Below are 21,346 nucleotides of genomic sequence, written 5' to 3' on the forward strand. Positions count from 1 at the left end.
AGGCTATAACAAGGAATTGATTTTAAACTGGTTTAAAGAATTATTTGTCAGGTGTTGGTCCACCGTTATGGCGGTGGCTATCCAATACAACACCGTTAGAGGTAACAGATGGCGCATCAACAGAGGTGTCTGAAGTGATAGCCCCTGTAGCATGCAAATTACCATTGACTCGTGTATCCGCATGCACAATGGCTTGACCTGCGGTTACTATCACGTTGCCAGTGGTATTGACAATGACATCGCCTGTTTTGCGATTATGGGAAATCTCAGTGCCGTTACTAAACTTTTTCATCCACATGGCATTATCTTGTGTCGGAGTAGGATCTTGCTCGTTGTAAATCGTACCAAGTACACAACCGCCTTCACCACGAGCATCAAGTAGTATTGCCACAAGCTCGCCTTTATCAGGTAAGCAGTAAAACTGATTGCCACCTGCATTAGGTGTAAGAAACGGCAACCATGTAGTCTCCAAGTCTTCAAGTGCAGGGATTTTACACCGCACTTTGTGTTTGGCAGCATCTACTGCACTGACAATGCCTTCTTGATAGGTTGCACCGAAATTATGGGTTGGTTGTTTCATTTTTGGCTTCCGTTAGGTTTAAATCATCGGGGATAAATTCGAGCAGACGCACTTCAATGTCTGTGGTGTACCCCTGTGATTTTGCAAAGCGATGGCGCGAGGACTTGATGAGATATTTACCCGAAAACACACCAAGGTTGCGTAATTCTATCGTTGCGCCAGCCACGAGTTTTGGATTACCTACAAGACTGATATTACCTGCAGATTGGTCGTCATTTTGTTCCGCTAATGCCGCCTCACCACGTGCATCAATTTGTTCTTGTGTTTCACCGCGTGTCACCACTTTCAACACATCGCCACTTGCGGTTTGTGCTTGTTTCAATTGAGGGCGAAGCGCGGTGGATTTTTTACGTTTTTTGACTAGTTTTTTACCATTGGCATCATAACCACTAATATCCACTGCCTTGGCGGTATCTTTAATGCGGTCACGTAGGCGTAAACTCAGCACATCATGTTCATCCAATATCAACACAGGTTCACTGACACCTAACTCAGATTTGTCAGTAAATACCAACTGATTGTCCACAATCTTAAAACTATGATGATATTCACGTGCTAAACGAGCTAAAAATTCCACATCCCGCTCTTGATATTGCGTAATACGTTTAATCGGGATGTGTTTGATTTTGCCGACCACTTTCAATTTCAGCTGTTCTGCCACTTTGTTTACCACTTGTGCAAGAGTGGTGTTTTCAAAGGCTTTTGGCTTTAAGGTGCGATTGGACTTGCTAATCCCTGTACTAAGCGCGCGCAACTGAATAGTTGAGGGTTTGTAGCGATATTCCACTTCATCTATTTCAAATGCACCAATATCTACGAGTTGCGTGCCTTTGTAGCCAATTGCGGCTTTGAGCTTATCACCTTGTGTTGGGAACCACTGGCGAATCCATTTTCCGCTTTTGTCGTAAAACTCAACAGATAGCTCGTCCGATTGCCCTTCAAGATAATCAGTGTAATTAAGCTCAATTAAATCAGGCTCAATATCGGCAGTGATATTGGTTTGCTCATAAAAAAGTGAAAAATCAGGTTGTGGCACATTACTCATCTCGACCTCTTAGCCAAGGTGGCATATCTGCATTATTAGTTGCTTTAACTTGCAAAACGGGGATAAACAACACCGCACCAGTGGGTAGCATTTCACATAGGCTGATGTGAGGATTGGCATCAATAATACGACTGTATTCACAGGCGTTACCGTAATAATGATAGGCAAGACTGTCCCAACGCTCTCCTTGTTTGACGATGTGCTTAAGATAGGTTTGTGCCATTATCTGTCTCCGTTTCTTCTATTGTTTCATCGCTGCGCAATACAATCCAAGCTGTCATTTTCGCCACGCGTGGCGCGAGCATATCCATACTATTATTCACATTATTTAATGCGGTATCAGCAGGAGTAAACCAATCATCCCATGCGTTTTCTGTATTTGCACCACTGAAATGCTGGCGCATAGTGTTGAGTTCGTCATAAATCGAGGCAACCTCTTGCCCGAATTCAGCGACCATAGGGAGTACCTTTTGTGCCTCAGAAAATATATTGGACAGTAATTTCACCTCACTAAAACAGCCTAAAGCCTGATCTAAACCCGTTAGGGCGTGTGGTAAGTGATTAATTGCCGCCAAAGGATTATCAGCAAATTGACGTACCAAGGCGACAGTATTACGCACCTCATCCACAATACGTTTACCTTGATTGTAATATTCCAGCCCTTTTTGCACCGCATTTTTGACCTGTGACAAACCATTAGTTATACCTGCAGGCAATAACGACCCCAACAATGAGCCACTAGACAAATTCAACGCCGCACCGAGAGGATTATTTTCAAGTTCTCCAGCATATTCTTTTAGGCTGATATCCATTTCACGACAGAGCACATTGCCTTCAGCATCAGTAAATAGTGTGGTTGAACTAATAGCGGTAATCACAAAATTACCTCGATATTTACCTCGTCCCCAAATGAGCGCGAGTGCTTCTTGCTTAGATTGTGCTTCCAATAAGGCTTGATAGCGGCTTTCTACGCCACCTAAGCGATAATGCAAACGCAAGGTAAAATGTGACTCAATGAGCTTTTCCCCCATGGCTTGCAGTTGTGGCTTGCCTTTTAACACCTGATGTTCAGCAAATTCAGCTGCATGGGTTTCATTAAAATCAGTGAGATTGGCAGGCTCAAAGGAAATATTGCCGAGCATAAAATACATTAATAAGCCCTCCGTTGACGTTGATCTAATACGCGATTTAATAGCTGTTCAAACTCTATTAAACTCATATTTAAGCCCTGTTGAATATCGTTTAATAATCCTGATTTTTCCTGACTACCATTAACTTGAATGGTTGGGTTAAAGTTGATGTTAATCGCTTCGCGTCCTTGTGTATCTCTCTCAATTTGGTGTTGTTGATAGGTTTGTTGTAAGGATTGATAAGGTTGTGTTTCAGCTTGTGAAGAAAGCGCGGTCATTTTTAGCGCAGTTTCTGCCGACATGCCTTGTTGCATCTGTTCGCTAATTTTGGCGATAGATTGGGTAGCGATAGGGGCGCTTTTATCCAAACCTATTGCCAATCCTTCAACAGTATTGACACCAAACCCCATAAATACGCGGCTAGGACTGTGAATACCCAGTTTTTCCTTAAACCAAGAAGTGATATTACCGCCAAGGTCCAACACACTTTGTTTCACACTTTCCCATGTGTTTTTTATACCATTGACTAAACCGTCGATGATATTTTTACCAAAGTTGGTAAACATGGCAGGCATATCAACTCCGAACCATGAGAGGACAGCTGAAAAAGCTTGCTGAAAGAGCGCCAATGGATTGAAAGCAAGGATTAGATTGCCGAGTTGGTTAAAATTGCCTGAGAATAGAGATGTAACACTTCCCCAAAGGTTACTGAAATAGATGGTTACACTATCCCAAACGGAAGAAACCCATTCTCCAACTCCAGACCACGCACCCTTAATCCATTGCCAGGCGCCTTCAAAGTAGCCTGTAATGGTTTGCCAAAGGGCTTGGAATTTCGGTTGAAGGGTTGCCCAGTTGCTCCACACATAATAAGCAGCTGCAGCGATAATACCGATCACTATTAAGATAGGGTTTGCCATTAAAGCACGTCCGAGGAAAAGCATAGCTTTACCAGCAAGGGTAATGCCTTTCACTAAAGCACCGCCGAGAACTTTAGCTAGCCCCCAAGCTGCTTTGCTAACAAAAACAATCCCTTTGAACAATAAGCCTGCAAGTATTTTGCCAAGATTGAACGCAAACATACTTGCCTTGGCGATATAGACAATGGTACGCCCCAATCCAACCGCAAGTCGTACAACACCTGAAAATAATTTAACCACGCCCCATTTAAATGAAAGAAGGATTGCTAATCCTAATGATAAAGCACTTTTCATGGCTAAAAATCCCCCTGCAGCCCCAATAACTGCACCGCCAACTTGCAATGCCATGGTAACCAGCTCAGAATTAGCATCAATCCATTCGACAATGTTGTAAATTATCGGCTTGAGCCAATTGACAAAGGTATTGATAACAGGAAGTAATTTTTCGCCAATCGTGTTCCCAATTTCAGTAAAACTATTTTTCAATAGTTGCAAATTGTTTTCAGTCGTTGCACTTCGGTTTTGAAATTCTCGCTCCATTGAGCCGATATATTTCAAATTTCCGTTTTCATCGCGCTCTTCAAGCAAGCCGAGCTGACGGTTGTATTCCGCGGTGTTTTGTGCCAACAACATCATGTCATCGGCATATTGGCGACCGAACATTTTGGCGAGGATTGGGTATTGCTTGTCTTTTGGCAATTTCTTCACGCGCTCAATAAAATCTGAAATCGCGCCTTGCGCGTCTTTATTCATTGCTTTAGCAAAAGATTTAGGTGTTAATCCTAACATCGCTAATTCTTTGGCGTGCTTTCCAGCCTTTAAGTCTGCAAAAGAGGCACTCATCCCTTTAATGGCTTGCGCTGCCAGCTCAGGGGCTTTACCCATTGAAAGAAAAGTTGAACCCAATGCGGCAGCTTGATTTTCGGTTAACCCCAACATTCTTGTATCCGAACCTGCGCGAGCGATCACATTCACAATATCTGCTGCTTTAGCATTTGCGTTGTCTGATAAATGATTGATCACATCGCCAAAACGTGCCATTTCCTTGATAGGTTTACCGAGTACGTTTGCCATTGTTGCCATTGCCGTCCCTGCATCGCCTGCTGCCATATCAAAAGCAACACCCATTTTGGCTGCGTCCTGCGCATAACCAAGCAAATATTCTCGAGCGATACCAGCTTGTCCTCCTGCAGCCACAATCGCTGCTATTTCCTCGCCAGCCATCGGAATTGTGCGCGTTAATTGCAGAATATCTTGCCCCATTTCTTTAAACTGTTTTGGGCTATCAAAATTGACAACCTTTTTCACATCTGCCATTGCGCTTTCAAATTTTATCGCGGGCTGTGCTGCTGCAAGAATGGAGCTTGCGGTAGCAGTTCCCAAAGAAATAAGAGAGCCAGTACTTAATGCTGCATTTTTGAATAATGCTCCGATACGTTGTCCCGTAGTTTGTGTATCATCTCGAAATAGCTTTAGACTGTTTCGCACATTTCTGATGCCCGAAATCGCGCCACCAACAGAGGCTCCGATGACTAAAGATATTGCTAAATTAGACGACATAATTTATAGTTCCCTTTAAATGTAGAGGAGAAAAAGTATGATCTTGAAAGCACTTTTTGAGTTCATTGAGGATATGCTTATCTTAATCGGCGCTTGTATTTTGCTGCTCATCCTATTCATTGGAGTGATGATTGCCTTTCATTTCTATCCAATTATCACAAGCATTATTGGAGGTCTTATTGTCTTTGGCTGTGTTGGCGCGTTATTAGAAACGATACTAACAAAAAGACAATTAGAACTCACATCAGAATGGTTTGCTTATACAATAGCTGCTGGGTTATTGCTTACTGCTATCGGTTTCGCCTTTTACTATTTCACCAAAACCACCGCAGTTATCTGCGCTTTTATTTTGCTCGGTTTGATTGTCGAACAAGTCGAAAAACACAAAGCTACAAAAGCCACGTCATAGCGTGGCTTTTGTATATCCTGCTTTAATTTGGCGGTTGGCTTGTTCCATCCAAGTTTGTAGCTCCGCTAAGCTCATTTGCTCAATTTCGCTGACATTCCAACCATACCACCAAGCCACATCTGCAATCATTTCATCAAGCTGACTACTAGTTACTTTCCCTTTTGCATCTCGGCAAAGGCTTTTTGCACATTGGCATAGTCAGCAATATCCAAATCATCTAAATCTTCAGGGACTAATCCTGTAAGCAATGCCAGCATATAGACTTCTTTGTCCGCATCGCTACCTTGTAATTCGTTCATTCGCTTGATGTCGCGCACTTTGGCTCGGCGTACATTCAACTCAGTAATTTCTTTGCCTTCGCCGTCACGAATAGGGAAAAGCAATTTAATTTTGCGATAGAGATTAATTTCTTTGGTTAGTTCAGACATAAAAAAACTCCTTAGTGGTTGTTAGATTTCACTAAGGAGTTTAATTAAATTGCGGTTAAATTGATTTTAAACCAGTTTAAAGATTTACTGACCAATATTGGTGCGGTATTTACGCAATACATCTTCGCCATTAACGCGCAGGATATTAGCAAACGCATCATAGAACAAGATTTCTTTACCATCCACCATTTGCTTAATAGAATGGATTTGGAAACTGTCTTGATGTTCGGTTGCCTCTTTATTTTTTAGGCTACCACCTGTGGTTTTATTAAAACTCACATTCATTACCGTAACCATTGGCACTTCAGCTTCCAATCCACGCGAACTGAAGACCTGCAAGTTGGACCGCGCCATTAATTGCACGTTTTTAAACGGATTATAAGCACGTGCGCGCACTTCAGGATAAAAGCTATCCCAAGTAACCTCACCTTCTAAGGCGTTCATGCCAGCTGGCAATTTAATTGTACCAATAAGCCCCAAACCTTTATGTTCAATTTGTTCGAATTCAATGTCTGGCAACTTGAACTCTTTGGCTTTACCCAGTAAGGAGTTGCCATCCATATAAACATTGGCGTTGACGATTTGATTAATTGTAGTACTCATTTATCACTCCTATTTTTGTGATACCAAATTGACCAGATATTTACGGGTCATCACCGATTTATTGGTAATGCGCTCCCCAGGGATTTTTGGGGTGTAGTCATAAACCAACGGGATTTGTCCCTCACTAAAGGCATTGACGAGATCATATTCATGGTCAAGTCCGACACTATAACCCACCAACGATTTTTGCGAACGCAGGAAGGTATCCAAGGTTTCGATAAAACTATCAATTAAGGCATCATCAATCGGTTTATCAATATATTGCAATTCGGCTTGACGAATACTTTCGTCGATAATATCACCTGTGCGTGATGCCACCTCAAAATTGCTAATATGAGTGACCGTTGGGTAATTAGATGAACGGTTACCCCATAAACGAAAACCTGTACCAAAACTATTGAAGATGGTCGTAATACCCACTGCGTTTAGGTTATTAGTTTCCGACTGGATATCATCCACGCGAGCAGTAAGCGGTAATTCCATACCAATAACACCACGTAATTCGTGGTTAGACGTACTAAACCAGTAGCCTTTTTCCACATCCACCCACATACGCAATCCTGCCGCATGTGTGGCTAAGCTTTCTAAGCTATTGGTCGAGCCAATGGCATAAGGGAAGAAATGACGCACATTTTCATTGCTTGCTGCAGCGTTAATTGTGCCTTGAGGTCCTCGTCCTTGAATTGCTTTAGAAAGGCTTGTGCCTTTCGGGAGTTGAATATAGGCTTTAGCATGCAATTGGTCAGCCAAGGTCGCCAAGGCGGCAGCGCAGCTTGCTGTTTTATCGAACTCAGGGCAAATAAGGATTTTGGCATCAGCACCGTAAAGGTTAAAACCATCACGCAATAATTCAAAACCTTTGCGTTTGCCAGTTAAGCTATCTACACCGCCTTTGATGTCATCTTCGGTAACACGCGATGGGTCGGCATAATCATAATTTGCAGTGAGATTAGTTTGTGCAGCACTTAGGGTGATTTCGCCTGTTTCAAGGTTGACGCGATAATCCGCCCCCTCATTTAAGCTGCCTGAATTGCTGCTTAGGGTTAAATTAATCAAGCCTTGTTTGCTAGTACGCGCAGTCAATGTGGCACTATCGACAGTTAATTCTTCGCTCGCAATCGTGCTTTTATGCTTTGTTGGATCAAGTACATTAACTACATATACACGCCCAGCCGCATAACGCGCTAAAATATCGAAGGCATCAGGCAAGGTAAACCCTTGTCCTAAAATCGTACCAAATTGTGCAAAGTCCTTGCGCGTCATACAAGGGGTTAACTCATTGACAACACCTTTCGGGGCAGTACCTACAATACCGATAATGGCACTGTCAACGACACGTACAGGGACAGATCCACCGTTGACGCGATGGGTTTCAGAACCATGATGAAATGGCATACATTTCTCCTCTTATTACTCTTTTTTTAACATTAAATCGGGACGTACAGGTTGATCTTTACGACGTAAGTGTACAGAGACAAACTTAGGTAGATCAGGCACAGTAATTTGTTGCACCTGCCAAGTTTCCGTTCGCACGATGAGTTGATATTGCCAAAGACCATCTGCTTCGCCTGCAAATTCCTCGCTGACGAGTTGGCATGCAGTACAATTTGTAGGGCAAAATCCCACTATTTTTAACCGCACTTTGTCGAGGATATCTAAAGCACCACTGTCATCATGTTGACTACGCGCAATCACTGTAAGGGCAATATGCACAAGACGGTGTTGTTGGACAATGTCCACGCTATCTAAGCTTTCAAACTTCGAGCCTGCGTATTGCACCAAAATCGCACCTAGTTCGTCTTTGAGGTAGTAACTCGCTACATCTTCAGGAAAAAGCTCTACCGCAAAACGCTCTACCTGCTCAAGCAAATGGTCACGAATACTGGTTAAAATAGGCAAGGTTGCTGACATTTAATACCCCGACAAATCAAGCTTTTCTGCGCCACGCACTTGGAACTTCGCCACTGCTGGCAAACTATCATCTGTGGCGCTTAATTCAATTAACCCTAGATGTAATTTGCCATTTTGGATACGTTCTAAATCTTTTAAGGCTTGGTTATAGGTTTCCTTCACATTGTCAGGAAATCCCTTGCCTTCTGGGCGACGCGAGTAAAGCCAATAACGAGCCAGTTGCAAACAGATATTACGCACAATAGTCGGTACTTGACTTAATGGGGTGATATAGCGTGAGCGTAAGTAGCCATCTACTATTTCAGTTGCATGTAAACAGGCTTTTTCTAACACTTGCTGATTAACATCCGTTGCACGAGAGCTATCATTTGATAATTCAATCAAACTGCGCTCACTTAGCACCTCATTTAAATCTTGTACCGATATGTACATTATTTATCGTCTCCGTTATGTTCAGCTTTTTTTGCTGCCTCTTTTGCAGCTTTAGCCTCTGCTTTCTTAGCAGCTGTTTCTGCAGCTAAACGTGCTTTTTCGGCATTATCTTCAGCAGTCTTACGTTCTGCCGCTTGTTTTTCGACTTCGCTTTTATCTAGCTCAATATAGAGAGATAAGTTTTCTGCTTCGTCATCAGTCAGTTCAATTTTATTGCCTTGTTCATAACGTTTCCCGTTATGCAAAATCGCCGTACTTGCCACGACTAAATAAGCCAGTTTTTGTTCCATTGTTTTTCTCCTAATGAAATTCTTTTACAAAATACACCGCATTTAATGGGTGTTTAAGCAAGGTTAAATGCGGTGTTAATGATGGAGTTATGCACTTATGCATTTTTTAATTAAGTAACCTGCAGAAGCACCCACAAGATGTGGCTTATGAATATCTGTAGTGCGGATCACCTCAATTTTGCCCCCATTTTCATGGTACTTATCGACAAACAACCCTTTATGACGACGTACAGTGTAGCCATAAGATGGTTCATAGACAGTGCCTTTGCTACCTTTAGCTCGCGTTGGTACATAAGCAAGCACGACAGCATCAGACCAAATATCTTTCAGTTGACTGCTTTGCTCATAAACCGCTTCACCAATTTTTACTTCTTCAATGCCAATTAATTTAGCAAAGACTTCAGGTGTGATAATCGCTACTTGAGAATATTTTAGTTTTTCAATGACTTTTGGGTGGTCTTTTAGAACTTCCCATACATCACCAGCAATCACACATACATTCGGTTTGCGACCAATAGAACGTTTGATTGCGCGGATACCTGTATCGAAGATACCGAAAATATCTGCTGTATCAGAGGTGAATTTGGATGTACCACTTAATACTACTTTGTTTGTCGTAGCATATTTGCTTTCATCGAGGGCAAGGGCTGCTATTTCTTTTTCACGCCCAAGGGCAATCACATCTTGAGTCGTGTTGAGAGCAAATTGGCGTAAAGAGAAAATTGCCTCATTTTCTTCGCGGTAGTCGATGGCATATTCCACATCATGCTCTTCTAACGCAACATCAATTGCTGTGATGTCTTCTGGGTCAAGACGGTTGGATGCACCACGTAATGTACGCACTGTACTTGGTAAGCGGAATGCAAGGCGACCAAATTGCGGAATTTTGCCCGCTTCTTTTTCAATTTCGACGGTCGGCATTAAAAATTCGCCGACGAGTTCATTGTTGTGGTATCCCTGTGCCAGATTGGTTAAAACAGGGTCTTGAACGCGTAATTTTTGCAAATTATGTGCTGTGCTCATTAAGTTACTCCTTATTGGTAAATTGCGTTGAAGGCAGTTGCATAATCGACGTTATGCGTTTTCATATATGCACGAACTTTCTGATCTGCTTCAATGGAGGCTGGATCAGTGCCTTCGGCATATTCCACGCTGTCATCTTGTGGCTCTACCGCATTTTCTTTGGTTGCCACTTCGTTAAATTCCACCGACTTTGGCAACTCAGTTAAAAAGGTTTTTAACTGTGTTTTAAAATCCGCTTCACCAAATTCAGGGGCATCAAAATCAGTATTCAGTAATGCAATAGCTGCATCTTTCTGTTTTGGTGTAAGTTTTCCTGTGGCGACTAAGTTTTCAGCAAATTCAGCATTTGCTGTTGCTTCGGCTGCTTTTTTAGCTTCGGCTTGCTCGGCTTTTAGGCGTGCATTTTCGGCTTCTAGCTCAGCCATTTTTTGTTGATCTTCAGGCGACATAGTTTCTCCTTGTGGCTTGTCATCTTCAGGGGTTAAAAATGGTTCATTAAAGTGCGGTACAATTTCGGCACTATTGGTCTGTTTTAAATCTTCACGTATGGCTTCATTATGCAAATCCTGTACTTGCCAGCTCGGCAGTACGCGGTCAGTTTCTTCCAAGCCAAATTTCTCAATAAAAAAATCCCGCATACGTGACCAAAGGTTTGCATTTGCCCATAAACTTAATTCGCCAAATTCAACAACATCCTCTTGGCTATCATTAAATACAGGATCTTTTAAACCTTTAACTGCGGGTGGCATGGCACCTAAAAAGCCGACATGACGTAAGTAATAACCTTCAGGTTTTGGATTGCTATCTGATTTAGGCAAATAAAACGCGGCTGAAATTTTTTTAAACTTGCCTGAGCGCACAAGCTCAGCAAATTCCGCATCCACTCCTTTTGGTTTGGCTTTTAAGGTATCGCCATCCAGTTCAAGATATTCAATCCAACCGTAAGCTGGGGCATCTAATTTGGGGTGACCAACAACCATTGGCGCTTCGTGAAATTCAGGTGTGTAGTTATCAACGACCAACTGCAGATCATCTCTGGAGATGTTGAATGTTTTGCCATTGGCAGACTTGTGTTCGCCTGCTCGGAAAATTTCGATCAGTTCCACGCTTACTCCTATAAGCAATTCGCTTTAATAAGGTTTAGCGTAGCGAAAAAATGATGAGAATAATTTTAAAGCACTTTAAAGATTAGTCTGTTTCTTTACTGCTTTTTAAAATTCCAGTTAAAGTGGAAAGTGGGATAGCGTTAAAATGGCGTTAAAATGGATTAAATGGCGTTTAAATTTTTTTAGATGATAAATTGTATATCTAAAACAACATAACGCCACTGAGAGCGATTGTGGCGTTATTTTAATAATTATTCATTAGCGCACAAGTTGATTAATTTGTTGTTGCAAAAGTGCGGTGGCTTTTTGTAATAATTTCTCGCCATCTTGTTGATTAACGCCAAGCCAAGGACGTGCAGGAATAGTTACTTTATGTCCTCGTCCTGCTTTACCACCAAATTGGTGCAGTCGTGCGTATGGCATTTCCGAACCAAACTCTACACCGCGATCATCAAAATTATAAGCCAGCCGATCAGCAAGATTACCATCTTGGCGCAAAATTTTACGGCTTTTACCGCGTTTTGCTTTGGCAACCAATGTTTTTGGCGCAAGTGGCTGCCATTTTTTGCCATCAGGATCAACTTCTAACTTAAAGCGTTCAGTGTGGATTTTCTTTAAGGTTTCACCGAGTACACCGTAGAGCTTGCGAGGGTGTTTGAGTTGGTTGGCGATTTGTTGCAAGGATTGTGCTGCTTGCGTATCATTGAGGGTAATTTTTATCATTGGAGATTGCCTTATGGTTTATGAGTTAAAAACAGAGCTGGGTTATCAAATTCGGTATTTTCAAGCTGATGATGAGCCTGCAATAGACATTGCTATACAACCTAAGTTTAATGGCTATCACTTAGAAGGGGACGAATGTACCGTATTTGATTTCTTAGCCCTATCTGAAGAAATGAACAATAATACGAGCTATTATCCCATCACTTGTGAATGTGGAATGCCTGATGATGCCGCTATTTATTCTCCGCTTACTCAGACTGTTACAGAGTTTGAGATTTATTGGGATATTCCTATCGCGGATTATCGTTGGACAGTCAGCCCCGAATACAGCGAGCTTGATGGCGTATTGCGTCTGATTTTTGATAAACAGCAATTTCAACAAACCGTGTTACAAATGAATACGGAGGCGCGATCCCTTGTTGAAAATGGCGTTGAAATAGCCACAATCAAACCTGAACAATTTATCAAACTTTACGGTAGCGGTGATTATTTCTTGGACATTCTGCAAACAGCCGTTGTGGGTAATCCACTGATAACCCACGCGAAAGTTGGAGAACTTCATCCTTTCGGTGGTATAAGTGCCACTAAAGTATTTGATTAAAAAATCGTTTGGGCGTATAGTCTAGCTACAAAGCCTGCAATAATAGTTTCCTAATGGTAAAGGTCGTGGCTTAGTCCACTTTATGCTGTTCGAATTCGACGTTTATTGCAGGCAATAGTCCTTAATAAAGTTTGTAACGATAGTTTCCTAGTTGGTAAAGGTTGTAGGCTAATAACCTACATTATAAGGTTCGAGTCCTTCGTCGTTACAAACTCCCCTCTAATAATTCATATAAACTGCTTTTCAGCCCAGTTGTATCCTTAAATAAACTTCCCGTGATTATACGATTTAACTTGATATTGTTTCGCTTGCCATTAATGCGATCAAATAGGGTTGCGTCATAGTTGATTTTTATTGCCAATTTTGTTTTTTCGATTTCATAAATAAAAAGCAAAGTTGGTGTTTCTTGCTGCTTTTCTAGCAGAATTGCTTTTGGATGTTTTAATTTATCAGCAATTTGTTCCCAAAAAGATAGTGGTACAGCAATATTGAAATTATCTTTTAATTCTCTTAATGCGTGCTTTAAGTCGCCCTTTTCCATTGCAATAATTGCTGATTGTGGTGCTATGTTTAACTTTTCCAATTTTTCGATGATTTTTACAGGCAATACACCGAGTAATTTTAAATTCTCAACATATCGCATTGCCTTATCATCTTGAGCACTATCAATTTGACTAATCCAAGATTTTACAGATTTACTTTGTATTTGCGCTATTTCCTTTCTCTCAAGTAAATCACCCACCATTGCTGCGGTAAATTTCGGATCAGAAGTAACGTGTTTTTGCATAAGCAGTTTATCCACGCTATCTAATCGATCTTGCTTTAAATTCTCAAAATTATGCGGCGCAAAGCCTACATCATAACCTTTCGGCAAATTCACTATACGTGGATTGCCAACACGTACGCCTACCCATTTTTCTTGATATTCAATTTCCACTGGAGGACTGACAGTTTTGCTCATGTTTTTTAAATCTGCTTCATCATGGGCAATGACGGTGCAATGGCAGCCATAAGCTTTGATTGGGTAGTAATATTTCCAAAATGGATCGCTCGCAGGACGAATGGTGCCATCTAAATCAACGTGTGCTTGGCGAGGATGGGCATTGTCATTGTGTTGATATTCCCAATAAGGTAGCACATCCGCTAGTTCTAAATGCTGTTTGAGGCGACCGCGATTGTATGCCCCATAAACATTGGTATCGTAAATGATACGTGTGCGCCAATTACGTCCGCCTTTGTATTGCCAACCTGTGTTGTCCACAATCTCGTCAAAGTCTTTGCGAAATTGTGCCAAAGTGGCGCCTTGTTCTATGGCGTTATCAACAGCCTGCCTAAAAGCGTCCACGATTTCATTACGATTTGCACCTGCGACCACGAAAAAATAATCATGCTCTTCGCCTTGAATATCGAGGTAGCTTTCTGTGGGCAAGTTTATTTTCTTGGCAAAATAACGCGCTTGCTCTTGGAATTGAAATGTCATTTTTGCTCCTCAATCACCGCATATCGACCTGCTAACTCTGCGACGGTTGATGCCCACGCTAACACTTCTGCGTATTCCGCGAAGCTGAGTTCAGGAATCAGGCTATCCAGTTGATTGCGGAAATCCTCCAAACTTTCTGCTTGCTGAAGTCTGTCTTGGATAGCTTGCATCCAATGTTCCACATAGGGTTCGCCTTCTAACTCAAGCTGTTCTACAATACCGTCTGCAATATTGGGTGGTAGTTGGGGTTCGTTAAATTGTGCGGACTTTTGCACCGCACTTTCAGAGGAAAGTACAATATCACCTTGTTCAAAACCGTAGGTCCGCGCGAGATATTGTTCGGTAAATTGCACGCCCATATTGGCGAGCAATTGGTCGCGTTCTGCTTGCAATTTATCAATGCTTTCTTGTTCATAGAGTTCAAATTTTGGCAAGGTTTCCACGTGGAAATTGAGTTCACAAATCCACTGCAACAGTTGATTAAATGTGCTTTCCACAAGGCTTGCATCATCATTTCGAATATCACGCGTTACTTCAAAACCCGCTATTGCGCTGGCACGATTTGCTTCTGCCTCTGTGGTTTGGTTTTGACCTAACAACGCAATGGCAATTTCTGACTTGCAGTATTTCAAAAAGTCATCAAAGACTTGTGAGCTACCGCTTTTTGAGCCGCTTTCTAAAATTTCAATGCTACTATCATTAGGGATAGCACCTACCGCTGTCCCCACCATATTTTCAAGACTATCTAAAAGATCTGAAATTTCGTGAACTTGTGCTTGGCGAGGGTGTTTGCCGAGTAAATAAGGGGTGGCATACTTTTCTACAAACTCCAACCAGAACTTAAACCCGCCCTTTTTAAAGGTGGCAGCCCAAAAGCACAGTGCAAGATCGGCTCTACCATAAGGGTTGATGTAATCTGCTTGTTGGGTCACAAGTAGGAATTTCTTTTCAGGTAATGGCTTACCGTCGCGATGTTCTTTATCTCGCAACATGAGTTCATTGTCATGATTAAACACAAACCATTCTTGCGGTTTGCCGACAATATCCACAGGTAAACACATACCATTGTCATATTCCCACATAATTTCCAACGCTTGATAACCAAAGAGGGCTGCATCAAGGATTTGATTGATGATATTGGCAAGTGGCAACTGATTAAAAAGCGCGGTTAAAACATCATCTGTTTTTTGATTGCCTGTTGGCGTAATGCGCCATTCTAAGCCTTTAATGGCTGCTTTACGACGACGTACACAACCGCCCACATGACTATCTGAGAGGATTTCACGATAAGCGGATATATCACGACCCATTTTCTTTAAAACTGGATCAGGGTTGGGCAAATAGTGCATAAATGACCAAAAGTCGATAGCACTGGCACGTGTTGCAATAACGCTGATTAAATCTTGTTGTTTTGGCATATTAATAACCTTCTGTTATTTTTGTAGTAGTTCTCGCTTTGCGGCTATGCGCTTTTATTGGGGTAACTACGGCATCTTGCGCCGCTGTGAGCGCTAAAAAACACGCCCATGTTCTATCGGCATGTCCTTGACTATCACTTTCTGCAATAAAGCGTGGCTGTCCTGTTGAACCCATCACTTTTTTGAGCTTGTGCAAATCTTCTCGTAGGGCATTGTCGCCTTGAGGGATACGGATTTTACGGTCTTCAAAGGCATTTTTGCCGATGGTTGCCATATTGAGTTTTGTTGCTACATTAAACAGCATGCCTTGTACGCGGTTTTTACCATGGGTATATTGCGCATCTTCCACCATTTTTTCACCCATACCTGTTTGGTCTAAGTAGGCGGAAATAACATGATATTCGGCAAATACGCGCTCAAGTTCACTGAGTTGCTCACGAAGTGCGGTGCGTTTTAGGGTAATAATTTCACGAGTCCAATAAACATCGCCTACTTGTTCGATTACCCAAATCACCGTTAAGTCATTGCGCGCGGCAATATCCATTCCCACAAAACAGGGGTTACCAGTGTAGTGTTCTGGAATACCTGCTTGAGGATGTTCAACACCGTCAATTAAATCGTAAGATAACCAGCTGCTTGCTTCATCTAACCATTTGAGTTCAAATTCTTGCGCCCATGCGTCTTCATCATTTAAGCCTTTGCGCAACTGCTCAATATTACGAGGCAAACCATCTGCTACAGCTTGATAAATATCCACTTTATGACGTGACCATTCGGTATTTTGTAAATCGGTCATCAATTCATAGAATTTATTACCTTTCCCGTTTGGGGTGGATACCACGCGTAATTTCCAACCAGCAGATATAACGGGGAAGAGCGCTTTCCAAATTTCGCGACTATCTTGATGAAAGGCAAATTCATCTAAAAAGACATTTGCTGAGAAACCACGAGCAGTATCAGGATTGGCGGGTAGTGCGGTGATTTTTGAGCCATTGGGGAAGGTAACTTCAAGGGCATTGATAGTTGTATCTTCTTTAAAAGGCACCTCTAATACTTCACAAACAATCCCCATAGCTTCAAGGTGGCGCTTTACCCCCTCATTCATGGCTTCTTTTGCTTGGCGTTCACCACGAGAAAGGATAACCCAACGGGTTTTCTCGCCTTTTGCTTCTGCTTCTAAACAGTCCAAGACAATCTCTAGTGTCGTGGTAAAGGTTTTACCTGATTGTCGTGAGAACATGGCAACCTTAAATCGACTTTCATCTTGGAGCCAACGACGTTGATATTCATAGAGGATTGTGTTATTCGATTCCATAAACTGCTTTTACCATTTTGGCTACATCATCCATATTCGCCCCAGTTCGTTTTCCTGCTTCTTCAACTGCTTCCGCCGCACGTTTAATGGTTTCCTGACGAATAGCTTGTTCGCGTTTAAAACTCAAACTTTCCGCTTGCTCTAGGCGCTGAATGGCAGATGACAGCAATGCCAACTGTTTAGGCTCAATACCACCGTCTTGCTCACCTAATTTCAGTGACGTTTCAAAGGCAATTTGTTTAACCATTTCCATTAAGGCTTTGCCAATATCGGTTTGGGGCATTTCACCAAATTGTTTTGTCCAAACTTCTGCCACTTCACGTGCTTGGCGGATTTTTGCCCCGAGTTGTTCCATTCGGTTTGCATAACGATTTAAGCCTGTTTTACTTAAGCAATAACTTTCATTCAAACCACAATCTCGGATCAAGTCGTTAATCTCTTCAAGTATTTGAGCCTGCGAGAATTGTTTATCACGCAACATCATCGCCAGTTGGGTTTTGATATTCGGTGGTAACAAATCCACTTTGCTAGCACGCCCTCGAGTTGTTTTATTTGTCATTTAAAACTCCTTAAAATCTAGTTTAAGTTCGAGGGCGAGGGCGTTTTACGCCATCAACCTGAGCTTCGCCATTGGCGACATCTAAACCTCTTTGCGTAATTCTTGCGACCATAAAATCATTCTGCAATCGCTCAATGGTAATTAGTCCTTGTTCTTCTAACCAATTTAAATGGTTACGAACTAAATCGCGGCTAATATGATGACCATATAAAGATAAACAATCATCTAAGATAGATTCGTTGGCATCATAGCCTGCTTCCACTAATGATCGTAATATAACTAGGCGCTGATCTTGCGCGAAAATATCTTTTCTCATTCTTTATTAACCTCTTTCTCTACAAGCAACTCTACCTGATGGATCAAACTTTGCACTGTGGCATTCAATGCTTTAGTTTCGCCTTTCATTTCTGATATAGATAACCGCAAATTAGCCACATCAGCAGTAGTGGGCAAGTGGCGTAATTCCCCTTTAATTTCGGATAAATTCCGTTCATTGTCTGCTATGGCTCTACGCAACTCGGATACATCCGATTTGCGTGCATACTTACTGTCCATGGTTAGCCAAAAATACGTCCATACTGCACCACAAATTGCCATGACAATCGCCCAATGCTTTTGGACAAAATCAAGTATTTCCGTCATTTCTTATCCTCAGCTTCACAGATGGCACGATAGGTGCGGTTATGCACTAAGATTTGACGCAATGTTTCGGTTGTATCTTGTCGGCTTGCTGTAATAAGACTAAAACCTGCACAACTGTTATTAATCACGTAAGTCGCCTTCGGTGTGCAAGCTGTCAAGCACAGAAGTGCGGTCAGAATGACGTGAGTTTTGTTCATATTGTTTCCTTACTTGATGATTTTTCACTTGGGTTACCGCAATCTCTTTTTCGGTTTGTAATTGTTGGTTTTCCTTGAACAAGTCATCTATTCGCTGGTTGGCTTGTTTCAATTTCCAAGAGCAAAATAAGAAAAATAAGATGCCAATAACTATTAAGACGATAATCAGGATGTTCATTGTTCTCTTCCTCGATTACTTAAGGCATTGGCAAAACCTTTTGTTGCCACGCCACCGCCACAAAAAATAGCGAATGTCATAAATAATTCAGATACATTTGACCGATCCAAATAAACCGAGTAGGCGAGAATAATCGCCATTAACAATGCACCAAAGAATTGGATGAATGCAGTAGTTGAAAGGCGACCATTGTCATTAGTGATTAATTCTTTCAGTTTCATTATTATCGTCCCCAAATACGATAGAAGTATGTTGCTGCAGTTAAACCTTTGTTTAATTGTTTATTACGCTTGGCGTTACGGCTCATTTTTTTCATGTTACCCCTCGAATAAATGCTCATAATTAATCACTTGTTCACTGTCTAACCATTGCCACACATCAAAGCAAGGGCAAGCCTTTAACCATTCATTTGGGCTAACAGTGCCATCGCCATTTAAATCAGGACTAAGATCACGATGCCCACAAATACGTGCATGAGGGTATTGGCTTTCGAGATGACGCAATAATTGATGCAGGGTGCGCCATTGTGCTGGCGTGTATTCACCATGTTTTTTACCTTCAGGAGTAATGCCGCCAACAAGGCAAATCCCGATAGAGTTCAGATTATGTCCTTGTACATGTGCGCCCGTTTCGCCAACTTGACGACCCGTTGTGAGAGTGCCATCTGTATCGATAACAAAGTGATATCCAATATGTTTTAAGTGCGCATTGAATTGTTTAATTCGGATAGGATGGCGTTTAAAGCCTCGTTTGGCATGCCATCGGTTAATAACTTGTGCGGCGGACTCTGTTGCACTGCCAAGCTGTTTACCATTTTGAGTGGCAGAACAATGGATGACGATTTTATTGATAGGTAATGCCATAAAAAACTCCCTTTAAATTTGATTTAAAGGGAGTTTAAAACAGAGAGTTAAATTGGAATATTAAAGCGATTTAAAGAATGGCTAATACTTTTTAATCGCTTGCTCTAGTTTTTGAGCTGTTTCTGGAGTTAATCCTGAATTTAACTGAATAACCACCTTACCATTAGGCGATTGATATAAATATGGACCTGCTAAATCTTTTAATGCATTAAAATAAGCATATACAGGATCACAATGCATTTTTTCTCCACAAATAAAAGCTTGCCCTCCTTTAGGGGCAACTTCTGGAATAGAAAATGCAAAACGCTCCTTGAACCCTTTTACCATAAATTCATCAGCTTTTAGATCTTTTACGTCATTTATTTCAATACCGCTACTTTTTAATGTTGAAACAAGATCCGAGGTGGTAATTTATTTTTCTCCACAAGCAGTAATAGCCAATGAACTTAATGCAACTATTAGTAATTTCTTCATATTAATTCTCCATAGTAAATGACATAATAATCTTACACCTATTGTTTACTTTTCCTATAAAAAAACGCCCTTTTAGGCGTATTTTCTTGACTAAAGTCAATTTTCATCAGGAAACATCGCTATTTGTCTTCTCGCGATTTCTTCTTTGCGCATTTTCTTCACGATTTGATAAATCCATGCCATAGACACATCATATTTGCGCGCTAACTCACGATGATTTGAACCATTAAATTCTCGCCAAATTTGTCGGTCTCGCTCGCTGAGGATAAGGACAAGGTTGCGTGGGATATAAATAACCTCACCGCCCCAAGCATGTGCTATTTTGTGGGCGATTTCTACACTAATTTGTTTTGCTTTTTCATGCCAGCAATCATCATTTGCTGCTACTTTTTCGATTAATTCTGTTTCAATGTGTTTGGCTAAATCCGCTAATATTTCAGGGGCTTTTTCCTCAAACACTTCAATTTGTTCATTCATTTTGCCTCCCTCATCTTATGGCTTTTATACTGGTTAAAATTATATCGTTTTTGTTCCGCTTGATGTGAAATATTTTAACAACCTAGAACATAGTTAAAAATAACATATTGAATTATAATAAAAAACCGCCATTTCTGACGGTTAAAAAAGTTATTATCAATTTGAATTATTCTCTGGTTTGCCATTTTTTCAAACGCTCTAACACTATTGTTGCTATATCATCTTCTAGCGCCCCGACATTTAATGCAATCGGTCTGTTTTGTTGCTGCAGTATTGGGTTGGCGACAGAACGCACCCAAGTATTGAGCGCTTGTTCTGAACCATCTCGCACTTTGCCTTGTTTCGCCATATCAATCCAAATTGCACGAATTTTACTGGCGATGTTGCTACGCGCTGTTGCTTGATGTGTGCGTGGTGAATGATGGCGTCTGCTGGTTGGTTTAAAACCTTTTTTCTTCATTTCCTCAAAAACTTTCATCAGCTCCGTTATTGTCATTTCCTTTGTGCTTTCTTTATTTGTTATGCGCAATAGCAGGGTACGATAAGTATATTCATCCATTGCTAAGCGTTGCTTAGCAATGTGAATGAGCTGGATTAATTTGGGTTTGGTGTAGTGCATGCTCATTTAGCCTTTATTGATTTTTTTAACTCTTTGACAAATTGTTTGGCTCTCTTAGCTCTTGCAATTGTTCCTTGTAATTCACTTATAATCCAATCTAAGTAAAAGTCTTCGGTCATATCATCTATTATCCCAGGATCTCCATCGAACATTTTTTCAAAACATTCTTCTAATGTAAGTTCTCTATAAAGTAGCAAACCGTTATAACAAAAGTTTGCACTATCGTCATTTTCATCTAAAGCCAATATAGCCAAACTACCAGCTAAAGAATTTTTTTCAAAAAATTCATCTTTTGTCATTTGTTTTCCCCTTGTTAATTTGTTCTTATTTAGATTATTGATAGGCTAAAGCCTATCCTACGTT

Annotated in this window: 31 protein-coding genes; 2 read left to right on the top strand and 29 right to left on the bottom strand. The window is 41.2% G+C overall.

All coding sequences use genetic code 11. The features are described from left to right. Positions 1-40: 40 nt before the first annotated feature. Genes ACUXZ4_RS05840 through ACUXZ4_RS05860 form a run of 5 tightly spaced genes read right to left on the bottom strand, consistent with a single transcriptional unit; the run spans position 41 to position 5,235 of the window. Positions 41-580 carry a phage baseplate assembly protein V gene (locus ACUXZ4_RS05840; RefSeq protein ID WP_464972289.1) on the bottom strand — a complete coding sequence of 180 codons (540 nt, stop codon included), beginning with the start codon at positions 578-580 and terminating at the stop codon, positions 41-43. Then, entirely contained in the window at positions 561-1,625 is a 1,065-nt protein-coding gene (locus tag ACUXZ4_RS05845; protein WP_464972290.1) for a phage late control D family protein, read from the bottom strand. The genes ACUXZ4_RS05840 and ACUXZ4_RS05845 overlap by 20 nt, the downstream gene beginning before the upstream one ends. Then, positions 1,618-1,848 (bottom strand): tail protein X, encoded by a 231-nt coding sequence (locus ACUXZ4_RS05850; RefSeq protein ID WP_464972291.1) that lies wholly within the window; start codon positions 1,846-1,848, stop codon positions 1,618-1,620. Before ACUXZ4_RS05850 ends, ACUXZ4_RS05845 begins: the two co-directional genes overlap by 8 nt. Next, positions 1,829-2,776 carry a phage tail protein gene (locus ACUXZ4_RS05855; protein ID WP_464972292.1) on the bottom strand — a complete coding sequence of 316 codons (948 nt, stop codon included), beginning with the start codon at positions 2,774-2,776 and terminating at the stop codon, positions 1,829-1,831. Before ACUXZ4_RS05855 ends, ACUXZ4_RS05850 begins: the two co-directional genes overlap by 20 nt. Beyond that, entirely contained in the window at positions 2,776-5,235 is a 2,460-nt protein-coding gene (locus tag ACUXZ4_RS05860) for a phage tail tape measure protein (protein WP_464972293.1), read from the bottom strand. The genes ACUXZ4_RS05855 and ACUXZ4_RS05860 overlap by 1 nt, the downstream gene beginning before the upstream one ends. Positions 5,236-5,272: 37 nt before the next feature. Between ACUXZ4_RS05860 and ACUXZ4_RS05865 the strand changes: the two genes are divergently transcribed. Then, a complete protein-coding gene (locus tag ACUXZ4_RS05865) occupies positions 5,273-5,644 on the top strand; it encodes a hypothetical protein (protein WP_464972294.1) in 372 nt (123 codons plus the stop codon). Here ACUXZ4_RS05865 and ACUXZ4_RS05870 read toward each other — a convergent pair. The 10 genes from ACUXZ4_RS05870 to ACUXZ4_RS05915 form a co-directional block, all read right to left on the bottom strand. Further along, positions 5,639-5,773 (bottom strand): GpE family phage tail protein, encoded by a 135-nt coding sequence (locus ACUXZ4_RS05870; protein ID WP_464972295.1) that lies wholly within the window; start codon positions 5,771-5,773, stop codon positions 5,639-5,641. The genes ACUXZ4_RS05865 and ACUXZ4_RS05870 overlap by 6 nt on opposite strands. Positions 5,774-5,793: 20 nt before the next feature. Continuing rightward, a complete protein-coding gene (locus tag ACUXZ4_RS05875) occupies positions 5,794-6,072 on the bottom strand; it encodes a phage tail assembly protein (protein ID WP_464972296.1) in 279 nt (92 codons plus the stop codon). 84 nt (positions 6,073-6,156) lie between these two features. Further along, positions 6,157-6,675, bottom strand: coding sequence for a phage major tail tube protein (locus ACUXZ4_RS05880; protein ID WP_464972297.1), 519 nt, complete (start codon positions 6,673-6,675; stop codon positions 6,157-6,159). Between the two features lie 9 nt (positions 6,676-6,684). After that, a complete protein-coding gene (locus ACUXZ4_RS05885) occupies positions 6,685-8,070 on the bottom strand; it encodes a phage tail sheath family protein (protein WP_464972298.1) in 1,386 nt (461 codons plus the stop codon). Positions 8,071-8,085: 15 nt separating this feature from the next. Next, positions 8,086-8,586, bottom strand: coding sequence for a Gp37 family protein (locus tag ACUXZ4_RS05890; protein ID WP_464972299.1), 501 nt, complete (start codon positions 8,584-8,586; stop codon positions 8,086-8,088). Next, a complete protein-coding gene (locus tag ACUXZ4_RS05895) occupies positions 8,587-9,018 on the bottom strand; it encodes a gp436 family protein (protein WP_464972300.1) in 432 nt (143 codons plus the stop codon). After that, positions 9,018-9,308, bottom strand: coding sequence for a DUF7210 family protein (locus ACUXZ4_RS05900; protein ID WP_464972301.1), 291 nt, complete (start codon positions 9,306-9,308; stop codon positions 9,018-9,020). Before ACUXZ4_RS05900 ends, ACUXZ4_RS05895 begins: the two co-directional genes overlap by 1 nt. A gap of 87 nt (positions 9,309-9,395) precedes the next feature. Beyond that, positions 9,396-10,331, bottom strand: a complete 936-nt coding sequence (locus ACUXZ4_RS05905) for a major capsid protein (protein ID WP_464972302.1) — start codon at positions 10,329-10,331, stop codon at positions 9,396-9,398. Between the two features lie 11 nt (positions 10,332-10,342). After that, the gene (locus ACUXZ4_RS05910; protein ID WP_464972303.1) at positions 10,343-11,437 is read right to left on the bottom strand and encodes a peptidase; all 1,095 of its coding nucleotides are present in this window, start codon (positions 11,435-11,437) and stop codon (positions 10,343-10,345) included. A 258-nt stretch (positions 11,438-11,695) separates the two neighbouring features. After that, positions 11,696-12,160: a phage virion morphogenesis protein gene (locus tag ACUXZ4_RS05915; protein WP_464972304.1), complete on the bottom strand. Its 465-nt coding sequence runs from the start codon at positions 12,158-12,160 to the stop codon at positions 11,696-11,698. Positions 12,161-12,173: 13 nt separating this feature from the next. Here ACUXZ4_RS05915 and ACUXZ4_RS05920 point away from each other — a divergent pair, with 13 nt between their 5' ends. Then, positions 12,174-12,761, top strand: coding sequence for a hypothetical protein (locus ACUXZ4_RS05920; protein WP_464972305.1), 588 nt, complete (start codon positions 12,174-12,176; stop codon positions 12,759-12,761). 205 nt (positions 12,762-12,966) lie between these two features. On the opposite strand, the gene ACUXZ4_RS05925 is transcribed toward ACUXZ4_RS05920, so the two are convergent. From ACUXZ4_RS05925 to ACUXZ4_RS05990, 14 genes are all read right to left on the bottom strand, one after another. Further along, complete coding sequence (locus ACUXZ4_RS05925) at positions 12,967-14,241, bottom strand: phage head morphogenesis protein (protein ID WP_464972306.1); 1,275 nt, start codon at positions 14,239-14,241, stop codon at positions 12,967-12,969. Beyond that, entirely contained in the window at positions 14,238-15,659 is a 1,422-nt protein-coding gene (locus ACUXZ4_RS05930; protein WP_464972307.1) for a DUF935 domain-containing protein, read from the bottom strand. Before ACUXZ4_RS05930 ends, ACUXZ4_RS05925 begins: the two co-directional genes overlap by 4 nt. A gap of 1 nt (position 15,660) precedes the next feature. Further along, positions 15,661-16,974 (bottom strand): terminase large subunit domain-containing protein, encoded by a 1,314-nt coding sequence (locus ACUXZ4_RS05935; RefSeq protein ID WP_464972308.1) that lies wholly within the window; start codon positions 16,972-16,974, stop codon positions 15,661-15,663. Further along, complete coding sequence (locus ACUXZ4_RS05940) at positions 16,961-17,533, bottom strand: DUF3486 family protein (RefSeq protein ID WP_464972309.1); 573 nt, start codon at positions 17,531-17,533, stop codon at positions 16,961-16,963. Before ACUXZ4_RS05940 ends, ACUXZ4_RS05935 begins: the two co-directional genes overlap by 14 nt. A 22-nt stretch (positions 17,534-17,555) precedes the next feature. Continuing rightward, positions 17,556-17,849, bottom strand: a complete 294-nt coding sequence (locus ACUXZ4_RS05945; protein WP_464972310.1) for a VpaChn25_0724 family phage protein — start codon at positions 17,847-17,849, stop codon at positions 17,556-17,558. Further along, positions 17,846-18,175, bottom strand: a complete 330-nt coding sequence (locus tag ACUXZ4_RS05950; protein ID WP_464972311.1) for a DUF2730 family protein — start codon at positions 18,173-18,175, stop codon at positions 17,846-17,848. Before ACUXZ4_RS05950 ends, ACUXZ4_RS05945 begins: the two co-directional genes overlap by 4 nt. Further along, entirely contained in the window at positions 18,172-18,303 is a 132-nt protein-coding gene (locus ACUXZ4_RS05955; protein ID WP_464972312.1) for a hypothetical protein, read from the bottom strand. The genes ACUXZ4_RS05950 and ACUXZ4_RS05955 overlap by 4 nt, the downstream gene beginning before the upstream one ends. Next, positions 18,296-18,550, bottom strand: coding sequence for a DUF2681 domain-containing protein (locus ACUXZ4_RS05960; RefSeq protein ID WP_464972313.1), 255 nt, complete (start codon positions 18,548-18,550; stop codon positions 18,296-18,298). Before ACUXZ4_RS05960 ends, ACUXZ4_RS05955 begins: the two co-directional genes overlap by 8 nt. Next, complete coding sequence (locus ACUXZ4_RS05965; RefSeq protein ID WP_464972314.1) at positions 18,547-18,771, bottom strand: DUF2644 domain-containing protein; 225 nt, start codon at positions 18,769-18,771, stop codon at positions 18,547-18,549. The genes ACUXZ4_RS05960 and ACUXZ4_RS05965 overlap by 4 nt, the downstream gene beginning before the upstream one ends. 96 nt (positions 18,772-18,867) lie before the next feature. Further along, on the bottom strand, positions 18,868-19,413 hold the full coding sequence (locus tag ACUXZ4_RS05970; RefSeq protein WP_464972315.1) for an N-acetylmuramoyl-L-alanine amidase: 546 nt from the start codon (positions 19,411-19,413) through the stop codon (positions 18,868-18,870). 81 nt (positions 19,414-19,494) lie between these two features. Further along, positions 19,495-19,740 (bottom strand): hypothetical protein, encoded by a 246-nt coding sequence (locus tag ACUXZ4_RS05975; RefSeq protein WP_464972316.1) that lies wholly within the window; start codon positions 19,738-19,740, stop codon positions 19,495-19,497. Positions 19,741-19,983: 243 nt separating this feature from the next. Continuing rightward, on the bottom strand, positions 19,984-20,364 hold the full coding sequence (locus tag ACUXZ4_RS05980; protein WP_464972317.1) for a Mor transcription activator family protein: 381 nt from the start codon (positions 20,362-20,364) through the stop codon (positions 19,984-19,986). Between the two features lie 166 nt (positions 20,365-20,530). Continuing rightward, positions 20,531-20,989 (bottom strand): gp16 family protein, encoded by a 459-nt coding sequence (locus tag ACUXZ4_RS05985; RefSeq protein WP_464972318.1) that lies wholly within the window; start codon positions 20,987-20,989, stop codon positions 20,531-20,533. After that, positions 20,986-21,282 (bottom strand): hypothetical protein, encoded by a 297-nt coding sequence (locus tag ACUXZ4_RS05990; RefSeq protein ID WP_464972319.1) that lies wholly within the window; start codon positions 21,280-21,282, stop codon positions 20,986-20,988. Before ACUXZ4_RS05990 ends, ACUXZ4_RS05985 begins: the two co-directional genes overlap by 4 nt. Positions 21,283-21,346 lie beyond the last annotated feature (64 nt).

This window comes from Reella acinonychis (assembly GCF_052828705.1).